Genomic DNA, 18,227 nt, shown 5'->3' with positions numbered 1-18,227 from the left:
CGCCGGGTCGTACTGGATGAGAAAGTCACAGTGCTCGGTGACAACTTCGGCCACAGGCGCCTCCTGCACTGACTGCCCCCAACCAGTTCCAAGCGCCCCTAAAACGAGCAGAAAACACAGAACTTTGCTCATTTCACTCCCGAGTTTGGATGGGGGACTGCAAGCCAGCGGGCACGGGACGAACGAGAATCGTTCCGGCCTCTCCTGGCCCAACTGACGCCGAGCATCGAGAGCGCTCCGTCCGGCGGCTCAACCCATCCGGCAACCCTTGAAACCGGACACCGAACGGAGCGCAAATCGCAGGATTCATGGTCGCGAAGGCGGCGGCCAGGCCGATTCACAAAATGCGACGGGGCGGGATCCTCGTCACAAAGCGGCCCAAATGCCGCTCCCGATCCGGGTGGCGTCATCAGCAGCGCCGCGATCCCATTCCTGAGAGAATGCGCCTCCATTTCACGCCTCCATGCGCGTCCGCAACTCCCTCCACACCCACGCCGCGACCAGCAGTGCGGCCAGCACGGCCACGACCAACTGACCGGGGGGAAAATCGAAATGGTGAGCGAGCACCAGCCCGATGATCACCGCCGAACTCGCGACCAGGGGTGCGACCCAAAACATCGGACGCACCTCCCGGCACAGATTCTTGGCCACCAGCGCCGGCAACACCAGGCAGCCAAAGGTGAAGAGCAGGCCGGTGGACCGGATCGCCATTCCAGAGGCCAGCCCGAGCGTCGTTGAGATGGCCATCGACCAGGCCCCCACGCTCAAGCCAACGGCGGACGCCATCACCGGATCAAGCAAGATGAGGACGAACCGTTCGCGCTGGATCCGGACCATCGCCAACGCCCCGGCTGCGAGCAGGCCAAACATTCCGGCTTCGAATGGGCTCGCGCCGAGAATGGAGGAACTCAGAACCGATTGGACGTTCTTCATGCCTAACGGCGACCGGGCCAGAACCAGAACCGCCAGACTGGAACCGAGCAGAAAAGCCCAGGCCGTGACTTCATCGCGTCCCAATCCTCCTCTCGAAACCTTTTTGCCCGCCGCCCAAGCAACCGCCACGGAAAGCCCGATGGCCGGAATCTCGGAACTGGGCCATTCGAAGGTCAAGGCCAGGGCCAGGCCTAGGACGGACGCTTGGGCCACGGCTGCGGCCAGAAACAACTCGTCCCGCGCCACCACCCAAACCCCTAACACTCCAAGCAAAACCCCGCAGCTTAGCGCGGCAAGATAGGCTTCTTGAAACAGCGGCCAGGAATTTAAGAACGCGCTGATCATCCACCCTCCTGCGTGGGAGTCGCCACCCTGACCGAACACACGCCCTGGCGGTCACGAACCAATTCGATCGGAACTCCAAACGCCGCCTTTAAATTCTCAGGATTGAACGTCTCCCCCAGTCGGCCCGCGATCACGCGACCTTGGCGGATGAACGCCACGTGGCTCGCGCGTTGCGCCGCAATGTTCAAGTCGTGCGTCACGAACAAGACCGTGATGCCCTTGTTCCGGCTCAAGTCGGAGATGGTTTCGAGCAATCCGGTGGCCGCCGCCCAGTCCAGTCCCGCCGTCGGCTCGTCCACAATCAACAGCAAAGGATCCCGGATGAGCGCCCGCGCCACCAACGCCCGCTGACGCTGGCCGCCGGAAAGCGTCCAGAAATCCCTCCTCCGCAACAAACTCAACCCCATCAACTCCAGGACGTGCTTCAGCCGGGCCGTTCGGGTCGAGACATCCAACGACAATCCCACCACTCCCGTCAAAACGAGCTCTTCGACCGTGGTGGAGACTTTGGTGTTGATTTCGGACTCCTGGGGCACGAGTCCGATGCGCGTACGATTCGCGAAATCCGCTCTGAGCGTGAACTTGCCCCCTTTCGGACGGATGGCTCCCAGGATCGCCTTCAACAGCGTGGTCTTGCCCTCCCCGTTTGGCCCCAGCAAACACCAGAAATCACCCTGGTGAATGTCCATGCTAACGTCACGAAGGACGACATGCCGGCCGTAGCCAAGGGTGGCCCTCTCAACCGTCAAGATGGGCTTTGGGGCCGATGGAGCGTTCGTCGGCGAGCCCCGGCCTGCTGCCGGATCGGCGGGAAGAGGATTCGCCTTGGGGACGGTCAGCAGGTCCAAATTCACTTTGCCCCTTTCAGTCCGTCGATCAGCCGGGAGAAGTTCAATTGGAGCATCGAAAAATAGTCTTCGGTGCCCTTGCGTCCTCCCGTCTGGTGAGCCATCTCCAAGACCCTGGCTCCCGTGTGCCGAGCCACAAATCGGCCGTGCCGGGTTTCGAAATAGGGAGCACTCAAAATGACTCCCACCCGTTTCGATTTCATCAACGCAATCAACCCATCGAGATGCTTGGCCGTGGGAGGCACTCCAGGGCTCGGCTCCAAATAACCGGCGATTTCGAGACCATAGCGCCGCGCAAAGTAAGGCCACAAATCGTGATCACCCACGACCGGCAACCCCCGATGAGGGAGCGCCGCAGCCAGCCAGCCGCCAAGCTTGTGCTGGATCAGGAGCGCGTCCAATTCGCCCTTGGTTTTCGCCGTCTCAAATTGCAAGACCACCTCTTCGAAGTCCTCGTCTTTGGCGCATTCCTCTCCGGCCAGCGCCACGGCCAGCTTGTCCCTGAACGCGGAATAACGGCTCTCGAACACGGCCTTTCGATCGGGGCGCAACGCGGTCAAACGGTCCCGAATCACTTTGGCGCACCGCAATCCCTCCATCGGATCCAGTAAATAGTGAGGATTGCCCTCCTCGTGAAAACTGCCCGGAATCCCCGTCCCCTCCACTCCCTCCAACAGCCTCACCCCTCGTCCCAGATTCAAGTTCGCGGCGCCGCCCGGTTTCACGTCCGGTTTGCGCACGCCTGCCAGCAAATCCTTGAGCCAGGCGTTCTCGATGCCGAGTCCGACCTGCACCAGCAGTTCAGCCCGGTCCAACTCCCGCACGAAGCTCGGCCTGATCTCGATCGTGTGAGGGTCCTCGGGGCCTTGGCTGAGGCAGAACACAGCCACCTCGCCACCTCCCACTTCCCGGACCAAACTGGCCGCGTCGGTGGTGGTGGCGACGATGCGCAACGGGGGCTTGGAGGATTGCGCCAGGGCCGGGATGTCCCGGGATAGCGCGCAGAGGTGGACCAGAAACACCAACTTGAGGAACCACGGACATCGGCTGAAACTCATAACATCGTCGGGAGTGAAAGGTTGATCATGAATCAGCGTGTGGCGTTATTATTGCGAACTGTTTGCAATTAACGTCGATCATGCCGTGCCCGCAAGATCATTTTGAAAAAATTTGTCCCAACGCTGTGAACCCCGGCTCGCCATGCGGCCAGGCCGTGATCGGACCCAGAAAAGCTCGGCGCGTTGCGGAGGGAGGAGGTGGGGTTCGAGGTGCAGGGTCTGATGCGGGTGATCAGGCCCGTCGCGGGAATCGAAATCCGGCGCGAAGAGACGGTCGCTGGGTTCCAGAGCCGTCGCGCGTTGGGACTACTCCGTGGCGCAGCACGGGGGCCACTCCTGGCCCGGATGTTTCATACACCTTCGTCGCGAGACGCGGCGAACTCGGTCAACGCTTGCACCACGCCATCGTGACCGCGTCCATAGCCGGTGCTTCAGGCCGCACTGCCCGTCGATGATTTGCCCTTCTTCCAGGCCTTGAGTACAGTCGCCTCCGGGTGGCCGGCGTAATCCGGATCCAGCGGATAACAACCGCTGATCCATCCGTTGCGCGGCGCCGTCGTGCAGTCGCTGAAGGTGCGGCAGATGCGCTTCTTGTCGGGCGCCCTTCCTTCCAGGACGTCGGCCATCAACTCAGGATACGACAGCACCATCCGTCCCAGCCCAACGACATCCGTCCAGCCTTCCGCCACCGCCGCCTGCGCCACGTGAGGCAGAAACTCCTGGAGATACGTGTAAGCCGACCCCACCACGATCAAGCCCGGCGGGGCCTCGCGTTTGAACTTCCGGACCACGTCCATCTGACGCACGACGTCCACAAGGGGATCGTGCATGGGCTGGTAACCGTCCGAGGGCGGATAAGCCGCCGGACGCTGCAAGTGCGGATTGTAGTAAGGCGAGCCCGCCGTCAGATTGAGCATCTTGACGCCCAGTTCTGAGCAAAGCTTCATAAACCGCAAAGGCTCCGACAAATCGAACGTGGTGGGTTCCTGTGGGTCCATGCCGAACCCGTAGCGATACGGCAGGCATTTCGAAAAATCCTCGGGTATGCCAGGACCCGGCTTGCCGGGGGCGGAGGTTTCGGGGTCGGGCCGGAATGGAACGAGGTCGAACGCGCTCAACCGCACCGCCAGATCGATAGGATTGCCGGCGGCGCGTATCCCTTCAACAACCTGGCGCAGGAATCGTGTTCGATTCTCGAAGGAGCCGCCGAAACGTCCCGGACGGGTGTGAGCGCCCAGCAGTTCATGCAGCAAGTATCCGTGACAATGTTTGAGGTCCACGAAATCGGCCCCCGCCTCGCGAGCCACGCGCGCGGCCTCCACGTAATCCCGGCCGAGCGTGTCCAGTTCGGCATCGGTGAACACTTGCGAATCGTCGGTGACGCGAAACCGCGCGTCGAGGAGCGGGTGACGAAAGGCCACGCGTGGTTCAAAACGATCCTGGGAACGGGGTTTGCAGAATCTGCCGGAATGCGTGAGCTGAAATCCAACCACCAAGTCCTCATCACTTCCAAATCGGTCACGATGCGACTTCCGAAGCGACTGGCACAGTTCGGCGAGGTCGTTTCGTGTGGACTCCTGGAGAATCAACTGCCTGGGATTGGCCCGTCCGTCCGGCCGCACGGCCATGGCTTCCCCGCCGAAAATGAGTTTCGCGCCACTGCGCCCGAATCGACTCCAGCGACGAAAAACAAGTTCGCTGGGGCGTCCGTCGGCCGTGCCATCCCAACCTTCCATGGGGTGAATGGCCAGGCGATTGCCCAGGCGCCTGCCGTTGAGGCGAGGTGATTCAATCGGGCGGGCCAGTGGCGACTCGGCGCCGGAGAGCAGGGTGTCGGCACAGGGCAAACTCAGACCTAACTCGTCGAGTCGGGCGCGAAAGGCCGCGGGATCCTTGAGTGAGGCCAGACGGACCATTACGGGGGAGGTGGGATTGCTTTCGCTCATCCGGAGGGCGGCGGAAACTCGAAACCTCAACGCACGGTATTCAGGGCAGGAAGGGGAGCGCTCGCAGGCTGCGCACCGGGCAAACTCGGACGGACGGCCTCGAACCCTGGGGGCAGCGGAGGCAGGCTGGTCAGAATCCCTCTCCAGGCACGACGCTCGCCGGGATCCATGGCTTCCCATCGTTCCGCGTTCACCAAGAACAGAGATCGATCTTCCGGTGTGAGCTTGGCGAACTTTTGGAAGCTCTCGAAAAGGCCTTGCCGGTCAGCGGTGTTCATCAAAGCCAACGTGTTCAAGAAGGGTTCCACCTGGAGTTTCGAGGACTTGGCAAGCTGGCGCAGGGCGCGTTGCCGGTCCGACTCGCTCAACCCAAAGAAACCCTGAAACCGCTCGAAGGCCTGCCGCTGTTCGTCAGGATCCAACGCCTGGAATTCCGTCAGGCTCGCTTCCATGCTCCGGCGGCGATCCTCGGTCATCGAGGCACTGATCGCGCCGCGGCTCGAGGGCGGACTCGATTCGAGGCGCAGGAAAAAGTGAATCGTGCTTTCGTAGGCGAGCACCTCCTTCTGCAGCGGGGGCGGCAGAATATCCCACAATTGCAGCCGCTGCTCAATCACGGGCCGCCATTCCCCGGGGACTGAACTCAACAGTGAGGCGCGGCTGTCCGGCGGCGCCGTCATCAATGGCAAGAGATAGGCGCGCAACTGGGTGACGCGCAATCTCGATTCACGCTCCTCCGGCGGCAAGGCGTCGTATTCCGCGAGTTTTCTTTCGAGCAATTTGCGCCGAACTTCGGATTCCGAACCAAGCATGCCGGCGCGGTCTTTCTGCGGCATCGAAAGGAGCTTCCGGAATTGTTCGATCGAATGGGAGGACACTTCTTTTGTGGGCACCGGCACCGAGGCGGCGTGGAGACCCGCCGGCGATAACGTCAAAAAAGCGAACACGCTGGCGCATAAAAAAACTCCATTCGCAATGCCTCGACTCAAGTCGCGAAGAACCGCCCCCTTACAGAGGACGCTCGCTTCACAGGAGAAATGGACTTGAGCCGGGCGCACGAGTGAATGCTATTTGAGGAGAGCCAGCAGTTCGGTATCCGCCCGCGCGCCGCTCTCGTTCAGGGAAGGCAGCCGGGAAATCGCGTCGTAATCTTGCAGCCAGGTTAAACCAGAAGCCGACCCCGCCGGCACCGAGGAACCTGCCGGCAAGCTGGCAAGCTGGGCAAACCAAACGGCGTTCCGCGCTTGGTCGGCCAACTCGCGGTTTTGAGTGGAGCGCACCGCCGTGACACCGCCCGCGGCCAACACCACAACGAGGGCGGCAGGCCTCGCCCAACGCCGCAACCAAGCCCAGGCGAGGCTCGGCTGGACAGGCGCATCCCCCGAACGGACGATGGACTCCTCGTGTTCGATCCGGCCCAGGAGGCGCTGGGTGAATCGGGGAGAAAGCTCCCTGTCGGGCAAGGAGCGGAGTGAAGTGCTCAATCGTTCATCCAGGATCCAGTGCTCCCGATGTTCGGGGTGTGCCGCGAGCCATTGCTCGAATCGCTCGGATTCAGCGGGAGTGAGCGTTCGCCGCAACCCGAGTTCGACCCATTGGAGATATTCGGTATCGTTCATGTTCTCGAGGCCTGAATGAGAATCACCACGCCGGGTGAAAAGTTTCGGACCGATTCATCTTCATGCTTTCGAACCTCTGGAGGCCTTCCAGACGCCGGTCTGCAAGTAAGGTTTCAACCTCGATTTCAAGGTTTCGCGGGCCCGATGGATCAACGACTTGGTCGCGGAAAGCGAACACCCCAGCACCTGGGCAATGTCCTCATATGCCATGTCTTCGTTGCGGCAGAGCAACAACGCCGTCCGCTGACTCTCCGGAAGATCGTGGAGCGCTTCCTGAATGCGCTGTTCCAGTTCGCCCTCGAGTGCCCGGTCCCCCGGCGTCGGCGCCTTGTCGTCCTCCCATTGCCGGGGAGGTGCGTCATCCTCCGAGGACCCGGACTCCAAAGCCTCGGTGGGATGCCGGCTCCGGCGCCGGATTTCGTTCAGGCAGAGATTCCGTGCGATCGTGAAGAGCCAGGTCGAGAAGCGAGCGGCTGCTTGATAGCGCCCGGCGGATTTATAGACTTGAATGAAGACGGCCTGGGCTAAGTCCTCGGCCTCGGCCGCATCCGGCAGGGAACGAAAGATGAGATGGGCGACGGGTTGCTTGTATTTTTCAACGAGAGTCTCGAAAGCACGCATGTCCCCCCGCTTGACGCGGAGCATCAAGTCGGCATCGGGATCATTCACCGCTGACATCTCAGTCACTGTAGCCAACACCAGCCCCGCGACAAGGTTTCACGAAAGTGCAAAACACCCGTCCAGGAAACCCAATCCTCTCTTGCCAACCGAAATTGAATGACGCGAGGATGAGCGCGGATCATGGCATTCTGGCTCATCGCTCGCAACGCCTTCGCCGAACTGCTCCGGCAGCCGGCGAGCTTGATCGTCTTGTTTGGTGCTTCTTCGTTCATCGGTCTTTCCGCCAACGTCTACTATTTCGGTTTCGGCGACGACGCCCGCCTGGTCAAGAACATGGTGCTGGCCCTGGTCTTTCTCGCCGGGCTGTTCTATGTGGTGCTCGGCGCTTCCAGCACCCTCGCGCGTGAGATTCGCGCGGGCACCGCCCTCACCGTGCTCGCCAAACCCGTCGGACGATTCGCCTTTCTCCTGGGCAAATTCACCGGCTTGGGCATCGCCCTGGCCTTCGCCCTCGCCCTCCTGGGTCTCTGCGCGCTTCTCGCCAGCCGCATGGCCTTCGACGTCACCGGTGCCCCCGACCGTCTCGCCGCCAGCCTCTATTTCGCGGCGATCGCCGGAGCCCTCGCCTACGGAGCAGTCGCCAACTACCTCGGCAACCGCCCGTTCGTGGGCGATTCCTCCCTGGCACTCGCCCTGCTCATGTCCCTCGTGTTTCTCGGGGTGAATAGCTTCGACCGGCATGGCCAATTCCAAACTTGGGGGCAAGGCATCGACTGGCGCCTCATCCCCGCGACCGTGCTCCTCTTGATGGCCCTGCTCATTCTCGGCGCCATCGCCCTCGCCTGCACCACGCGCCTCGACGTCGGACCCACCCTCGCTCTCTGTTCCGGAATATTTCTCCTCGGGCTCATGAGTGATTACCTGCTGCAAAACGCCCTCGCCCAAAACGCTTCCTGGGCTCAACTGGCCCGGGCCGCCCTCCCTAATCTACAACTCTTTTGGGTCGCCGATGGCCTGACCCCGGGCAAAACGATCCCCTGGTCTTACGTCGCCCAATCCGGCGCCTACGCCGCCTGCCTCCTCATCGGAACCCTCTCCCTCGCGCTGCTCAGTTTCCGCGGACGCGAACTCGCGGGATAATTTCACCCTCTTCCGACCCGCATGAATCTCCCCCATCGCTCACCGTCCCATTCCGAAAACCCCGGCGGTTCCGTCGTGGTCATTCGCGGCCTAACCAGGGTCTTCAAGGATTTCTGGGGGCGTCCGCGTGCCCGCGCCGTGGATGGCGTTGATTTCGATGTCCGCCAAGGCGAGGTCTTCGGACTGCTCGGCCCCAACGGTTCCGGCAAGTCCACCACGATCAAGATCCTGCTCGGCCTCCTTCACGCCACGAGCGGCCACGTGGAAGTGTTCGGCCACCATCCGTCCCACGTTCCCACCAAAGCACGCATCGGTTATCTTCCTGAAGAATCCTACTTGTATCGCTTTCTGAATTCCGAGGAAACCCTGGACTTGTTCGGCGGCATCTTCCGGTTGTCCAAAGCCGAACGTCAGCGGCGCACGGAACAACTGCTGGAAATGGTCGGGCTGAAATCCGTGCAGCGCCGTTCCGTGGGGGAATTCTCCAAAGGCATGCAACGGCGGATTGGCCTCGCGCAGGCTCTGATCAACGATCCCGATCTCGTCATCCTCGACGAACCCACCGCCGGTCTCGACCCGGTCGGATGTCGCGAGGTCAAAGATCTCATCCTGGCCCTCGCGCGCCGCGGCAAAACCGTCATCCTCAGCAGCCACCTCCTCGCCGATGTCGAGGACGTCTGCGACCGGGTGGTCGTCTATTACGGAGGCAAGGTGCAGGCGCTGGGCTCGATGAAAGAATTGCTCGCGACACCCGACAGCTTGCGTGTCACCACGCCCGCCCTCTCGCGTGAGACGGTGGCGTCCATGATCTCGCTGCTCTCCAAAGAAGTTCCCGCCGAGAACATCCGGCTCGAAACCCCCTCCCGCACCTTGGAGTCGCTCTTCCTCGACATCGTGGAAAAGGCCCGCCACGCCGGCGGCCAAACCTCCGGGGCCACCAGCGGCAATCAAGTGGCCGCCTTCATTCGAGGGGACAGTCTCTCCCCCGAAACAGGCCCACGCATTTTGGACCGGCTAGCCCAAGCACCTCTCCCCAAGCCCGCCCCAGCATCCACAACGCCGGAGACTCCTCGCGAACCGCTCCACGATGCCGGCGACGCCGCGCGACTCGACCGACTGACCGCAGCACCCTCCATCTCGCCCCCGCAACCCACCCCCTCGACCATGGAACCCGCACCCGACCCCCGCCTGCGCGAGGCTGAGGGCAAGCTCTCGAGCCTGGTCAAGCCAGGGCCTCCACGGACCCATTCCTGATCGTCCGCCCCCCCTTCGCCCTCGACCTCGCATGCAGGAGATCCGTTTCATCGCCACGCTCACCGTGCAATCGGCACTGCGGATGCGCTTTGCGCAAATGCTTTCCGCCGTTCTTCTCCTCAGCGTGATCGTTCTGCCTTCCCTCATCCGGCACAATGGCACGGCGAAAATGTTCGCCCAGGTGCTGGTGACCTATTCCCTCAGCCTGATCACCGCGCTCCTCGCCATTTCCACGCTCTGGCTCGCCTGCGCCGCCATGGCCAACGATCTCGAGGGCGGCCAACTGCAAATGCTCGTTTGCAAACCCATCTCGCGCTGGCGAATCTGGCTCGGCAAATGGATCGGCATCATGGTCGTCCAGATAGGCCTCCTGATCCTCGCCGGAACCGCCGCCTACGCCGCTCTGGAATGGCAAGCCCGCGAACTCCCCCCGGGAGAACAGGAAAAACTCCGGCGCGAAATCCTCGTGTCCCGCGGCGAACGTCGCGAACCCTCACCCGACCTCACCCGCGATGCGACCCTTCTCGCCGAGAAACGCCGGAAAGAACGCCCCCTCAACAATGTCCCCCAAGATGTCCTCCTGAAGGAAGTGGCTTCGGAAGTCCGCGCCCTTCATGAAACCGTGGCGCCAGGTTACCGCCGTTGGTGGGTGGTGGATCTTGGGCCGCAAGCCGAGGTCCGGCGCAACAAACCCATCTCGCTCCGTGTCCAATTCCATGCCGCCCATGCCTCCGCCGACGGCTTGTTCCGCACGGTGTGGATCGTCGGCGGCGACAACAACCCGAAAGCCTTCCGGCAAGAACTCCATCTCGGCGCCGGTGTGGAGCACGAAATCCCGCTCCCGCCCGGCCTCCTCGACGCCCAGGGCAAACTCGACATCCTTTGCGAGAATCGAGCGGCCGCCACTCTGCTTTTCCGGATGGAAGACGGCCTTGCGGTGCTCTTTCCCGAGGGAAGTTTCCTGGCCAACTATGCCCGGGGGTTGACCGTCATTGCCTGCTGGATCGCGCTGGTCGCCGCCCTCGGCGTCACCGCCGGGGTCTTCCTTTCTTTTCCGGTCGCCACCGTTCTTGTCGTCAGTCTGTTCCTGGCGGGACTCTCGGGAGAGACCTTCGCGGAAGTCGTTCGCGAAGGCACCATTGCTTCTTTCGATAATGAGACCGGCCGGTCCGAGGGCAGCCTTTTCGACGGGTTCTTCGTGCCCATGGCCAAGGTCTTCAGCTACCTCTCCAGGCCGGTGGAAAGCGTTTCGCCAATCGCCGCCCTCAGCACGGGACGGCGCATCCCATGGGTTCAGGTCTTGCAGGCGGCCGGCCAGGTTTCTCTGGCGCTGGGAGGCATGACCGCCGTCGCGGGCATGCTCATCCTCACCCGAAGGGAAATCTCCAGAACCGGATGAACCGCCACCTCACCACCGGTTTGCTGATCCTCGGCATCCTCGCGGGCCCGCTTCTCGGACTTCGTTTCCAGCGGGACTTGAGCCAGGCGCGAGGTATCCTCGGCCTGAGCGGCGAGCTCACACTCGAAAAGGCTCCACCTATGATCGCCTTCACGACGATCGCCTTTGGCGGGTTCCGCGGCTTGCTTGCCAATATCCTCTGGGCGCGCGCCATCAAACTCCAGGACCAGGAACAATACTTCGAACTCGTTTCTCTTGCCCACTGGATCACCAAGCTGCAACCCGATTTCAGCACCGTCTGGTGCATCCAGGCCTGGAACATGGTTTACGGCGTCTCCAAACAATTCTCCGCCCCCGCCGACCGCTGGTCGTGGATCCAGAGCGGACTGCAACTGCTCCGCGAGGAAGCCTTGAGGTACAATCCTCGTGAACCTGAGATCTACCGCGAACTGGCCTGGTTTTATCTCGACAAAATCGGAAAACAAACCGACGAGGCCAACGCCTACTACAAGGAAGCCCTGGCCACGGAAATCTCACATTTTCTCGGCCGCCCGCCACGCTACGACGACCTGCTCAAACCCGCCACCGAGGAAGCATCCCAACGCGCCCAAGCCCTGTTCAAAGCGCTCCGGCTCGACCCCGCTTGGATGGCAAAAGTGGACGAGAAATACGGGCCGCTGGATTGGCGAGTGCCCGAATCCCACGCCATCTATTGGGCCGCCCTGGGCTTGGATCGAGGACACCAGGTGGACACCATCCGGCTGCGGCGCCTGGTTTGGCAGGGGATCGACGGATGTTTTCGGCGCGGAAGGCTCATCGCCAATCCGATCGACCGGAAACTCGAATTCGGTCCGAACCTCGACATGATCGACAACGCTCACCGTGTCTTCGAAGACATGAAAAAGGAGGAGCCCGAGCAGCAATTCGCCGTGGTCCGAGCCCACAAGCAATTCCTTTTGTCGGCGGTGTACTATCTCTACACCCACAACCGGATCGAGCAGGCCGCCCGCTGGTTCAATCTGGTGCGCACCCAATACCCCGGCACCATTCCGGCCGAATACGACCTGGATTCTTTCGTCGTCAGCACCGTCTCCGAGAAAGTCGAGCGGGGGAAACCCGACCAGGTCCGCGCTTTGATCGAGGGCTTTATCACCCGCTACTACGTCAATGTCGCGCTCGGCGATGACGATCAGGCCAACGGATACTCCCGCCTTGCGCAACAAACACACGCCCTGTTCCAGCAACGCTACGCCTCCACCCCGCACCTGCTTTTGCCTCCGCTTTCGGAGATCGCCAACCGGGTGGTCGCCGGCTTCGGCCAGCCCGGTTCAGGCATCTCCGAGGCGATGCTCCGGCGCCTGCAAGGAGAATCTTCTTCGCCGAATCCATCCCCCCCAGCCCGTTGACCCCTTGCCCAGCCCAGGCTTTTCCACCATAATTGGGATATGCGATGGATCCTTTGCTTGATCAATGTGGCGGCCCTGCTGGCATCGGTGGGGACGGTTCACGGCGCGAGCGTCGAAAATTCCGCCACCCCCACCGCCGAATCCAGTCCGGGCGCGGCTCAAAACCGCAAACATCTGATCCTGCCGATCCGCGACGACATCATGACGCCGATGTCGTTCCTGGTCCGGCGAGGCGTCAAACTCGCCATGGAAGAGAAAGCGGACTTACTGGTCCTCGACATGGATACCAACGGCGGACGGGTGGATGTCACGGAGGACATCATCGAAATGATCGGGCAGTTCAAAGGCCAAACCGTCACCTACGTCAATCGCAAGGCCTTTTCCGCCGGGGCCTTTATCGCCGTGGCCACGCAGCAAATCTTCATGGCGGATCAGAGCGTCATCGGCGCCGCGGCGCCGATCATGATGGTGCCGGGTGGAGGAACCCAGGGCATCCCCGACACCGTGGAAAGGAAAATGACCAGCGGCATCAGCGCCCTCGTCCGCACTCGCGCCGAAAAGAACGGCTACAACACCGCCGTCATCGAAGCCATGGTGGACAAAACCAAGGAAGTCAAAATCGGGGACAAAGTGATCAATGAGAAGGGCAGCATCTTGACCCTGACCAATCTCGAAGCTGAAAAGGAGTATGGCGAACCGGCGAAAGCGCTGTTGTCCAGCGGTACCGTCGAGTCCCTGGATCAACTCCTGCGCAAGCTCGGATTCGAGAAATCCACCCCCATCCCTTTCAATCCTACCGGGGCCGAAAAACTGGCGACCTGGCTGACCGCCCTCAACCCCCTACTTCTCATCCTGGGAGTCGCCGGACTTTACATCGAGTTCAAGACCCCGGGATTCGGTCTCCCGGGCATCGTGGGCATCACCTCCTTCGCGCTTTACTTCCTGGGCGGTTACTTGGCCGGACTTTCCGGACTCGAGGCCGGAGCGCTGTTTGCCATCGGCGCCCTGCTCTTTCTGGCCGAATTCTTCCTCTTCCCCAGCACCATGGCCCTCGCCTTGAGTGGCGCATTTCTGATGTTCGTCGCGGTCGTCATGGCGATGATGGATTTCTACCCTGGCGCGCCCGCGCTTCCCAGCCTGCCGAAGCAACTCGGCAACCGGGCCATGGACCTCGTCATCGCCATGGGGGGATCCGTCCTCGCGCTGTGGATGATCGCCCGCTTCTTCCCGTCCACCCCCATCTACAAGACTCTCGTTTCCAGTGGCGCCAGCGGCGTCGGCACCGCGGTGGATTTGCAGCGGCAATCGGCTCACGGTCCGGGCACGGAAGGCGTTGCCTTTTCCACCCTTCATCCCGGCGGCAAAGGCCAGTTCGGGAATGATTTGCTCGACGTCATGACCCAGGGGGAAATGATTCCCAAGGGAACTCGCATTCGCATTCTCCGCTTCAGCGGGCCGGAGGCCGTGGTGGAAGCCTGTTGAAGGTTTGCCACGCCACCCCGGCATCCAGAGGTTGTCGGTGACCGGGTGGTCGTGGTCACGCAGACAGCCCTGTCTGCTGTAGCGCAGGCTGCCCAACCTGCGGGGCGACGAAGGGAACCCGGCGCGTGGAGAGCATGGGAGGCCCTCGTTCTTCACCCGCCGGGCCGTCGGCGATACGGCAGGCTGGGCAGCCTGCGCTACACTACGGACAACCGATACGGTTTCCAAAGTTCTTCATCCGCGGGCGAGGAGAGCCAGGAAGAGCTTCGGGATCCTCGGGCGCCGCCCCGCTTACCGCCCATCGGCGTTCGAGTGACGCGGAGGTCCATCTGGACCAACGTCTCCTTGCTCGGGACCAGAAACAGGACCTCGCCTTGGCCCGTCACGAAACCCTCGATCGGGGTGAGCCTTGGGCCGGGTTTTGGACGATTCATCGAACTTCCGTTGTTGCTCGGGATTGAGGATATCCCGCAGCCGTGCGCGCATCTTCCGATACTCCTGTTGTGTGGCCGGGTGAACGCCCTGCCAGGCACGGCGCAAATTCTCATGACTTTCGCTCAGGATGCCTAACGCCAGGTCTCGTTGCTCCGGATTCAAACTGAGCTGGCGCTCCATCCGGCGCAACAAGTCGCGCTGTTGAGCTTCCATGCGCTCGGGGGACCCGGGAGGCGCGGAACGGGCCCGCCATTCCCCTCGATCCACGAATCGTGAACCAAGAGCCAGGGTCAACCCTCCCGTCACCACTCCCGCCGCGAAAATAATCAAACTTGCGGCGATGATTTTCCAGGGAGTCACCATGTTTCCTCCCGGGAATCCACAGACTCCCAGAGTGCGGTCTCAATCTCCTCCCCGCTCAATCCGCGACCGTCGATGCCGGAATCAAGATACCAGCACACCACCACGCTCACAGCCATCACCCCCAGCGAAGAGACCGCGGCCTTCCAGATCGAGCGAGCCAGCGCTTCAAGCGGATCCGGCCGGAGTTCCTCCCGCAGCACCGCCAACATGCGTTTCTCGAACGTCGGAGGCACCGCGTCATTCGACGGCCACCGGCGGGCCATCGCCCAAAACCTTCGCTCCGTGGAATCAGGATCTCTCATCAGGCTCATCTCTAGACGCAAGCGCGGCGAATCGGGTTACAAGTACTGGTCGAGCTGCATCCGGCTCAGCCGTTTTCTCAACTCGGCGCGGGCACGAAATGCCCGCACCTTCACCAGGGGAATCGACCAACCCGTCAAAGCCGCGATTTCTTTCACACTCTTTCCCTCGATCTCCTGTAAGGTCAGGACCAGACGTGCCGGAGCGGACAATTGCTCAAGAACCTGGTGCACCAACTGTCGAACCGCCTCCTGCGTGTCGGCGGAATCCCCCGATCCCTCCGCCGCATGAAACTTCTCCACGAGTCCGGCCGACTCGGGATCCAAATCGGTCCAACTCTGCTCCCGGCGTCGCCGGCAGGCCCGCAAGTAGTCGTAACACGTGCGCACGGCGATCCGCATCAGCCAATACTCGAAGGGCGCCTCCCGCCGAAAACCGGGAAGTTTCTGATAAACTTTGAGCAGGATCTCTTGGACCAAATCCTGCGCCTCGACTTCCCGTCTCGCATATCGCCTGGCCATCGAAAACAACCGCGGCAAATGGGGTCTCAGCAACACTTCGAAAGGTTGGGGATCACCCGCCAGGACGCTCTCGATGAGGTTCAATTCATCCTCGGAAGAGGAACGACTTTCCGGCGCGTCTGACCCCATCCATGTCGATGGGAGAAAAACAAGGGCGCAGCCCAGGCTCTCACCGCACGAGAGGGGGACGAGCGGCGCGGCCAAGTCCCGAATCAAGAAAAACCCAGGGCGCATCCGTTGGACGGAAGGATCAAGCGAACACGACGGCGACGGGCGCATCGGCATCAGGAGGCCTAGACGCTTCCGCCGGCCAAGCGGTTACAACTCCACAGCCTGAGAACTATTCCGCTACGAGCCTCAGAGCCTTCTCGAAATCAGATTGAAACTGCCGCAATTCGTCCGCAATCCGGTCGGGAGGATCCTTCAATGCGGCGGTCACGCGAATCGCCGCATCCGGCTTGCGCGCCAGCAACTCACTTGCCGCCACAATGAGGGCCAAATGATTGTTGATGTTGTGGCGGACATCGGCCAGGCGCTTTTGCAACGCCTGAACCTCTTCCACCGTTAAGGTGAGCGGCTGACCCGGACTTTCCACCGGCAGAGCATCCCGGTTACCCCCCCCAAAAATCAAGGCGCATCAACGAATCGACTTGGCCCACTTCAAACCCACGGCCCAATGGATGCCGAGACCCACCGGAAGCATCAGTCCCAAAACACGATGCGCCCAGACCACCGTGTCGCGATGTTCCGATCCCCAATACTGAAGCACCGCTCCACTCACGACCAAACCCGCAAAGACAACCTCCATCACCACACCCGTCGGCACGTTGATGCGGAAATGCCATCCAGCCCGCATATGCTGGCACACCAGCCATCCGAAAAGCGCGCAGAGCACGGGATTCAAAGCTCCGTGAACCAGAACCGCAGGACGCAGCCAAAACGGTGTGGCGAGATCGCGCTGCTGCACAAACTGCCCGGCCCAAATCGCCACTCCCGAGAAAAAGGCCGCCGAAATCAAGAGGACCACCACCACCCGGGCGGGCAACGACAGCCGGGCCGGCCGCTCGGCGTCAGGGTTCTCGGGGAAGGGGGAACTCAAATACGCCCTCAGGCAAGAATCGAATGGACGATCTCCCCGTGAACGTCCGTCAGCCGCATGTCGCGTCCGCCGAACCTCACAGTCAGCCTGGTGTGATCGATGCCCAGCAAGTGGAGCATCGTCGCGTGCAGATCATGCATATGCACGATGTTCTCCACGGACTTGTAACCGTAATCATCCGTGGCTCCGTAAGCCAAGCCACCCTTCACCCCTCCTCCCGCGAGCCAGACGGAAAAACCGAATGGATTGTGATCGCGCCCGTCGGATCCCTGGGCGAAGGGCGTCCGTCCGAATTCTCCCGCCCACAGCACGAGCGTTTGATCCAGCAGTCCCCGTGATTTCAGGTCCCGCAACAGACCCGCGATCGGTTGATCCACCGCGCGCGCGTTGTTCTGATGACCCGCCTTCAATCCCCCATGTTGATCCCAGCGATCTCCTCCGGCGGGCGGACAGGTCAATTCGATGAATCGCACCCCGCGCTCGGTCAACCGCCTTGCCATCAGGCACTGCAACCCGAAGGTGCGCGTGTGATCATAGGGCGCGTCGAGTCCATACAAGGCGCGTGTGGCGGGCGATTCGCCGCGGATATCCATCAGCTCGGGCACCGCCGCCTGCATGCGGAACGCGAGTTCATAATTGGCGATGGCGGACTCCACATGGTCAACAGGCCCGAGGCGATCGACCCAGGTCTGATCGAGCTCGCGCATCAGGGCGAGTTTGTCCTGCTGCCGCCGCGAGGACGACTCAAGGGGTTGAATGTTGGCGACGGGCTTGAGTCCGGCCTTGAAGACCGATCCTTGAAACGTCGCAGGAAGAAATCCGCTTCCAAAATTCTCAAGACCGCCAGGCGGGATCAACCCGCCATTGAGCACGACAAATCCGGGCAAGTTCCGGTTCTGACTGCCCAAGCCGTAGCTCACCCAGGCTCCGACGCTGGGACGACCGGAAAGGCCCAGGCCGGTATGCAGGAAGTAATTTGCGTTCGTGTGTTCCGAGAAATTCGCGGTCATGGAACGGATCACACACAAATCGTCGGCGCAACCCGCGACATGCGGAAAAAGTGTGCTCACCGGCAGGCCCGATTGTCCGTGCCGATTGAATTCCCACGGACAGCCGAAGGTATTGCCATTGTTGTTGAACTGCGTCGGCTCCATCTTCAACCCGAAGGGCTTGCCATGTTCGCGATTCAGCCGGGGCTTCGGATCGAAGGTGTCCACTTGGGAGGGGCCGCCATCCATGTAGAGGAAAATCACATTCCGAGCCTTGGGCGCGAAATGCGAAGGGCGCATCCCGATGGCATTCGGAGCAGACGCCCCGCCCGTTTCCGCGCGCAATAGATTCCCGGTTTCACTCAGCAACCCGGCCAGCGCCAGTCCCCCGAAACCGTTGGCGCAACGTTGCAACATCTCCCGGCGGGTCAGGGGTTGAGGCCCGCGCCGCTGGCATGGATAGGCATGC

General features: G+C 61.8%; 18 protein-coding genes. 5 read left to right on the top strand and 13 right to left on the bottom strand.

Features of this window, described 5'->3' with window-relative positions; all coding sequences use genetic code 11:
* Nucleotides 1-453: 453 nt before the first annotated feature.
* The 7 genes from FJ404_12350 to FJ404_12320 all read right to left on the bottom strand — a co-directional run bounded on the left by FJ404_12350 (nt 454) and on the right by FJ404_12320 (nt 7,427).
* Nucleotides 454-1,278: a metal ABC transporter permease gene (locus FJ404_12350; GenBank protein ID MBM3823656.1), complete on the bottom strand. Its 825-nt coding sequence runs from the start codon at nt 1,276-1,278 to the stop codon at nt 454-456.
* Nucleotides 1,275-1,967 carry an ABC transporter ATP-binding protein gene (locus tag FJ404_12345; GenBank protein MBM3823655.1) on the bottom strand — a complete coding sequence of 231 codons (693 nt, stop codon included), beginning with the start codon at nt 1,965-1,967 and terminating at the stop codon, nt 1,275-1,277. The genes FJ404_12350 and FJ404_12345 overlap by 4 nt, the downstream gene beginning before the upstream one ends.
* A 161-nt stretch (nt 1,968-2,128) precedes the next feature.
* A complete protein-coding gene (locus FJ404_12340) occupies nt 2,129-3,184 on the bottom strand; it encodes a zinc ABC transporter substrate-binding protein (GenBank protein ID MBM3823654.1) in 1,056 nt (351 codons plus the stop codon).
* 431 nt (nt 3,185-3,615) lie between these two features.
* Entirely contained in the window at nt 3,616-5,100 is a 1,485-nt protein-coding gene (locus FJ404_12335; GenBank protein ID MBM3823653.1) for an NADH:flavin oxidoreductase, read from the bottom strand.
* Between the two features lie 56 nt (nt 5,101-5,156).
* Nucleotides 5,157-5,966 (bottom strand): DUF3106 domain-containing protein, encoded by an 810-nt coding sequence (locus FJ404_12330; GenBank protein MBM3823652.1) that lies wholly within the window; start codon nt 5,964-5,966, stop codon nt 5,157-5,159.
* Between the two features lie 231 nt (nt 5,967-6,197).
* Nucleotides 6,198-6,749: a DUF4880 domain-containing protein gene (locus FJ404_12325; protein ID MBM3823651.1), complete on the bottom strand. Its 552-nt coding sequence runs from the start codon at nt 6,747-6,749 to the stop codon at nt 6,198-6,200.
* A 60-nt stretch (nt 6,750-6,809) separates the two neighbouring features.
* Complete coding sequence (locus tag FJ404_12320) at nt 6,810-7,427, bottom strand: sigma-70 family RNA polymerase sigma factor (protein ID MBM3823650.1); 618 nt, start codon at nt 7,425-7,427, stop codon at nt 6,810-6,812.
* Nucleotides 7,428-7,550: 123 nt separating this feature from the next.
* On the opposite strand from FJ404_12320, the gene FJ404_12315 reads away from it, so the two are divergent.
* From FJ404_12315 to FJ404_12295, 5 genes are read left to right on the top strand one after another with little or no spacing between them, the layout of a single operon-like run.
* Nucleotides 7,551-8,510 (top strand): ABC transporter permease, encoded by a 960-nt coding sequence (locus FJ404_12315; protein MBM3823649.1) that lies wholly within the window; start codon nt 7,551-7,553, stop codon nt 8,508-8,510.
* Nucleotides 8,511-8,531: 21 nt separating this feature from the next.
* Entirely contained in the window at nt 8,532-9,764 is a 1,233-nt protein-coding gene (locus FJ404_12310; protein ID MBM3823648.1) for an ATP-binding cassette domain-containing protein, read from the top strand.
* Between the two features lie 31 nt (nt 9,765-9,795).
* A complete protein-coding gene (locus FJ404_12305) occupies nt 9,796-11,163 on the top strand; it encodes an ABC transporter permease (protein MBM3823647.1) in 1,368 nt (455 codons plus the stop codon).
* Complete coding sequence (locus FJ404_12300) at nt 11,160-12,569, top strand: hypothetical protein (protein MBM3823646.1); 1,410 nt, start codon at nt 11,160-11,162, stop codon at nt 12,567-12,569. The genes FJ404_12305 and FJ404_12300 overlap by 4 nt, the downstream gene beginning before the upstream one ends.
* 39 nt (nt 12,570-12,608) lie before the next feature.
* Entirely contained in the window at nt 12,609-14,051 is a 1,443-nt protein-coding gene (locus tag FJ404_12295; protein ID MBM3823645.1) for a hypothetical protein, read from the top strand.
* Nucleotides 14,052-14,342: 291 nt separating this feature from the next.
* Here FJ404_12295 and FJ404_12290 read toward each other — a convergent pair whose 3' ends face one another.
* The 6 genes from FJ404_12290 to FJ404_12265 all read right to left on the bottom strand — a co-directional run bounded on the left by FJ404_12290 (nt 14,343) and on the right by FJ404_12265 (nt 18,175).
* Entirely contained in the window at nt 14,343-14,849 is a 507-nt protein-coding gene (locus FJ404_12290; GenBank protein ID MBM3823644.1) for a hypothetical protein, read from the bottom strand.
* Nucleotides 14,843-15,160 carry a hypothetical protein gene (locus FJ404_12285; GenBank protein ID MBM3823643.1) on the bottom strand — a complete coding sequence of 106 codons (318 nt, stop codon included), beginning with the start codon at nt 15,158-15,160 and terminating at the stop codon, nt 14,843-14,845. The genes FJ404_12290 and FJ404_12285 overlap by 7 nt, the downstream gene beginning before the upstream one ends.
* A 27-nt stretch (nt 15,161-15,187) precedes the next feature.
* Entirely contained in the window at nt 15,188-15,799 is a 612-nt protein-coding gene (locus tag FJ404_12280) for a sigma-70 family RNA polymerase sigma factor (protein ID MBM3823642.1), read from the bottom strand.
* A 211-nt stretch (nt 15,800-16,010) separates the two neighbouring features.
* A complete protein-coding gene (locus FJ404_12275; GenBank protein MBM3823641.1) occupies nt 16,011-16,265 on the bottom strand; it encodes a hypothetical protein in 255 nt (84 codons plus the stop codon).
* A 42-nt stretch (nt 16,266-16,307) separates the two neighbouring features.
* Nucleotides 16,308-16,769 carry a hypothetical protein gene (locus FJ404_12270; protein ID MBM3823640.1) on the bottom strand — a complete coding sequence of 154 codons (462 nt, stop codon included), beginning with the start codon at nt 16,767-16,769 and terminating at the stop codon, nt 16,308-16,310.
* An 8-nt stretch (nt 16,770-16,777) separates the two neighbouring features.
* On the bottom strand, nt 16,778-18,175 hold the full coding sequence (locus tag FJ404_12265; protein MBM3823639.1) for a DUF1501 domain-containing protein: 1,398 nt from the start codon (nt 18,173-18,175) through the stop codon (nt 16,778-16,780).
* Between the last annotated feature and the right edge of the window lie 52 nt (nt 18,176-18,227).

This window comes from Verrucomicrobiota bacterium, assembly GCA_016871495.1.
GTDB lineage: Bacteria > Verrucomicrobiota > Verrucomicrobiia > Limisphaerales > VHDF01 > VHDF01.
This window is presented reverse-complemented; position numbering and strand designations above follow the sequence as displayed.